The sequence below is a fragment of the Okeania sp. genome (assembly GCF_983059655.1).
The window spans coordinates 1-3,974 of record NZ_CEZPJD010000738.1 but is presented as its reverse complement, the minus strand read 5'-3'; the positions used below and the strand labels follow the sequence as shown (position 1 = coordinate 3,974).

Here is a 3,974-nt window from a genome sequence, read left to right as displayed (position 1 = left end):
GGAATCACACGGCCATAATTTGTAGCGATCGCTCTCCAACCCAAATCGGCCAAAAACCAAGTCCAGAGCATCGGGCCTAAAAACCCTAAAGCTGTCCGCGCTGCCCCATAACGAGCTGCACTTATGGCCATACCTCGATTAGCCATCTGCATAGTTATATGACTTTGAAACTGAGCTGCTGCTGTTGCCCCACCCCTAACTAATGCTGCTTTTGTCACTTGATATTTAGCAAAATGAATAGCAAACTGGTGGGCAAATTCCTTGAGTAAAATGGGTTTCAAAATCGAACTCACAGCCAAAGCACTACCACCTTTCAATAGTAAACTTAATGGATTTTTTTGTATTAATATTGGTAAGGGCTGAGGCACATTAGATTCGGCCAGGGATCGACATATACTTTGGCTTAAAACCTCTTGTTCTGATTTTGGTAGGCGTTTCCATGCCTGACCTAAAACATGGAGAAATACCTCTGCCTCTAAATCTATAGTTGAAAGCTTTTGAGAGTAGGAAATTTTCAGATAGCGACAAACTTTGATTAAAGCTTGCCGATAGGTTATTTGTTGAGTCCGCCCTCGCAATACTGTCATCCCATCTGCCACCAGATAACAAAATCTTTGCTCTAAGGCATCTAACCAGGCATCGCGATCGCGACTTTGTACATCTATGGGTAGAGGAGTCTGGAAATAATCCAAAGGATTGATCCCACGCCCAAACAAAAGTTCTGTTAACTGTTGTAACTCCTCTTCTGTTGCTAATTCTAGTGCTGCTCTTAGTTCATTCAACTTATCATTCCTCCACACCCACCAAGCATGACTTAGTTATTTTACTCTAGTTTGAAAGGCAAATTACCGAATTAGGGTTGAGTGCCAGATAATTATAACATAACTATTTATTGTCGCCAGGAAAATCATGATGGGATCGCAACAATTTGATGTTACAGTAATTGGTGCTGGTATGGCTGGTTTAGTCTGCGCTCAACAACTCCAGCAGGCTGGTTATTCGGTGGTGGTACTGGAAAAATCTCGGGGAGCGGGAGGACGGATGGCAACTCGCCGAGTATCAGGAACTCGTGTAGATCATGGGCTACGTTACCTCGAACCCAAAGGTAAATTTTTGCAACAATTAATTAATTATCTAGAAAGAGAAAAAAATGGCCTTTCTTCCCAGCACATTCTGCAACTTTGGACTGATAAAATTTATGAACTAACTCAACCCCAGGGGCTAATACTTCCTCTGGCTAAAGATTGTTATATTGCGCCCCAGGGAATGAACTCTGTGGGTAAATTTCTTGCCCAAAATTTAGAGGTTTGGTTTAGTAGGCGAGTGGAAACTATGCATCCAACAGTGAAGAAAAATTGGCATCTGAGTCTGGAAGTTACTAATGATGCTGCGACTGAAAAACCTACAGAAGTAATATCGAAAGCTGTTGTTGTAGCTATTCCAGCACCTCAAGCATTAATGATTTTAGAAAAACCTGTTGCGGAAACGCCACCGGAATTTCTCAATAATTTGCGTTTGGTGGAATATGATCCCTGTATTACTGTGATGGCGGGATATTCTCCAGCTCTACAGGGAAATTTACCAGAGTGGCGAGCGATCGCTTTTCCTGATGATGACTATCTCGCCTGGGTGGGTGTTGATAGCAGTAAACGCCCCCATTCTACTCAACCTGTATTTGTTATTCAAAGCAACGCCAAGTTTGCCACTACCCACCTCGACACTAAAGACTTACAACCAGTAGGGCAAGAATTACTGGAGTGTACAGCACAACAATTGATGCCATGGTTAAAATCTCCAGAATGGTTGCAAGTGCATCGGTGGCGCTATGCTTTTTGTCGTCAACCTTTGGCTATTTCTTGTCTGACTACAGAATTGCCGTTGCCATTAGTGGGTGCAGGTGACTGGTGTGCTGGAGATAATATTAAGGGTGCTTTCGCTTCTGGGTTAGCAGCAGCAAATTGGGTAAATAGTAAACTACAGAATTTGTCGTTACCAGGGGAAAGTTTTTTGAGGGGAATTTAATCTTTAGGACTTATATCATGTTTGGTTGAACAGTTATAGTCAGTTTCATAGTTGGGTTCGTAGTTGGGCTTTAGCCCTAATATATAGCGCTGCGCGCAGGCAATAGGCAACAGGCAATAGGGAAATAAAAGCTTATAAGATAAGATTTTAGCTATTGGGGAGTTCCTACAATTTGTAAATATAGCCCTCAAGCACTGCTATAAGTATTGCTTGGGCTAAAGCCCAACTACAAACAAAAAATTGATTAAAAGTTACGCTTATGCTCTAATCAGAAAATCATCTACTGTCTTTGAAAGAGTTCCTGGTTTACAATTTGAAGATTAGACAATTGAATAGTTTTGTGGAACAAGAGTGGTGATATTGTTTTCTAAATAGGACGATCGCTCTTTATTCAAGGATAGCGATCGCCTTTTTTCGGCCTAGAAAATAAATAGAATTATGGAATCAGTAGTTAGCTCTAACCGACAGCTAACCCGCTAAACTGTCGCCGATAGGTAGATTGAAAACCCAAAACTATATCTGTCTTGGGCACACCTGCTGCTAACAATTCGTCGGCAACGCCGATATCGGTACAATCTTGTTGTATCCAGATTTTCCCATCCTTAATATCCACATGAACTGTGGTACCATATACCCGTTTGTGATCGTCCCAACCTAGATTAACGACTAGATAGCGATCGCGCACTGTATCGAAAACAGCTTCTACTTCCGTATCTGGAGAGATATCTTCTCCTAAGAAACTTTCGGTCAAAATTTTTTGCACCAGTTCGGGGTAATTTAGTTTTTCCATGTTATAATTTCCTCTTTATTAGGGTCAAAAATTAGTAATTTTAATTGATGTTCGGCGATGACATCTCGAACGAATTCGCGACGAAAAAAGCCATCGTAAACCTCAAAGGTAATTGCCAGATATAATATTCGATTTGGATGCGCTTTTCTCAATGCAGAGCGGTAGTTAAGCATTTGGCCGAGGGCTAAATGAAATTCTTTAACCTCGGATGCTCCTACAAAAGATTTAACTTCTACCGCTATTTGGCGATCGCCTTTTTCGGCAGCAATGATTTTTTCTGCTCCTAAGTCTATTTGGAAACTAACGTCACCGACTCTCATAAATAGAGGATCGTGAGTTATGATCCATCCATCTTTTTCAAGGGCAGAGCGTACTGCATCGTGAAAGATGTCTCTTGCTGACATAATAGCGTTTTTTTTGTTTGATTTCGGTTTAGTTCCGGGGTTGTTTTTAAGATTATAGCAATTAATCTCTTCTTTAACGATGCCTTACAACGGATTTTTTGCTTTTCATATTCTAAATTGTTGCCGTTTAACGCATCTACAAATTTTGCTGTTTGTTGGGCAAATTACTATTAATTCCCAGGGATAAAATTCCCATGATTTTCTCTAAGTTATTAATAAAGTATTCGGTTAGATCGATGTGAACTTCTGTATTTTCTAATTTTAAAAATTTCCAAATATTTCCAGTGGTGACGACACCGTAAATGATGGAAATTTGATTGCCTTGTTGTTGATTAAATATTTGTGCTGCTATCATTTCTGCGAGACATTGCCCTAACCCGGCGTTTAAGTTTTCTTTTTTAGCTTCTACAATGGCAAAAACTGGAGATTTAATAAATAGTTGTTCTGAGTCTAGACTAATGAGAAAGTCACAAGTACCATTTAATCCTCTAGCAGTATCGACATTAAATTCTGTTCCGGAAAACAGGCTAATTTGATTATTCAGGATTTTTCTAAATTCTATTAAAATCGGGGCAATAATCATTTCAGAACGGGCTTTTTCTGTATTAATTGCTAAGGCTAATGGTAAGTTATTTTGTAATGTTTGTTTTAGAAAATCGCTTGGTTTAACTTCTGGTATATTCGCAAAAAAATCGACTTGCTCATTGATTTTTAAGGAAAATTCTTGTTGGATTTTGGGTAATGTTAAATCGCTGTAA

The 3,974-nt window shown here is 39.7% G+C and carries 5 protein-coding genes; 1 reads left to right on the top strand and 4 read right to left on the bottom strand.

Annotated features, from left to right (window positions below; translation table 11 throughout):
• The coding region (locus tag AC3DU7_RS27615; protein WP_488042463.1) for a YaaW family protein at positions 1–782 on the bottom strand (782 nt) is incomplete at its 3' end.
• A gap of 127 nt (positions 783–909) precedes the next feature.
• On the opposite strand from AC3DU7_RS27615, the gene AC3DU7_RS27610 reads away from it, so the two are divergent.
• Positions 910–2,022 (top strand): NAD(P)/FAD-dependent oxidoreductase, encoded by a 1,113-nt coding sequence (locus AC3DU7_RS27610; protein ID WP_488042462.1) that lies wholly within the window; start codon positions 910–912, stop codon positions 2,020–2,022.
• A 457-nt stretch (positions 2,023–2,479) separates the two neighbouring features.
• Here AC3DU7_RS27610 and AC3DU7_RS27605 read toward each other — a convergent pair whose 3' ends face one another.
• From AC3DU7_RS27605 to AC3DU7_RS27595, 3 genes are all read right to left on the bottom strand, one after another.
• On the bottom strand, positions 2,480–2,812 hold the full coding sequence (locus AC3DU7_RS27605; protein WP_488042461.1) for an element excision factor XisI family protein: 333 nt from the start codon (positions 2,810–2,812) through the stop codon (positions 2,480–2,482).
• Positions 2,800–3,216, bottom strand: a complete 417-nt coding sequence (locus AC3DU7_RS27600; RefSeq protein ID WP_488042460.1) for a XisH family protein — start codon at positions 3,214–3,216, stop codon at positions 2,800–2,802. Before AC3DU7_RS27600 ends, AC3DU7_RS27605 begins: the two co-directional genes overlap by 13 nt.
• 136 nt (positions 3,217–3,352) lie before the next feature.
• On the bottom strand, positions 3,353–3,974 hold a 622-nt coding region (locus AC3DU7_RS27595; RefSeq protein WP_488042459.1), incomplete at its 5' end, for a hypothetical protein.

What these genes read in the sequence shown, in the direction of transcription:
- AC3DU7_RS27610 (WP_488042462.1), top strand. Translation starts at nt 910, where the DNA reads ATGATGGGATCGCAACAATTTGATGTTACAGTAATTGGTGCTGGTATG.
- AC3DU7_RS27605 (WP_488042461.1), bottom strand. Translation starts at nt 2,812, where the DNA reads ATGGAAAAACTAAATTACCCCGAACTGGTGCAAAAAATTTTGACCGAA.
- AC3DU7_RS27600 (WP_488042460.1), bottom strand. Translation starts at nt 3,216, where the DNA reads ATGTCAGCAAGAGACATCTTTCACGATGCAGTACGCTCTGCCCTTGAA.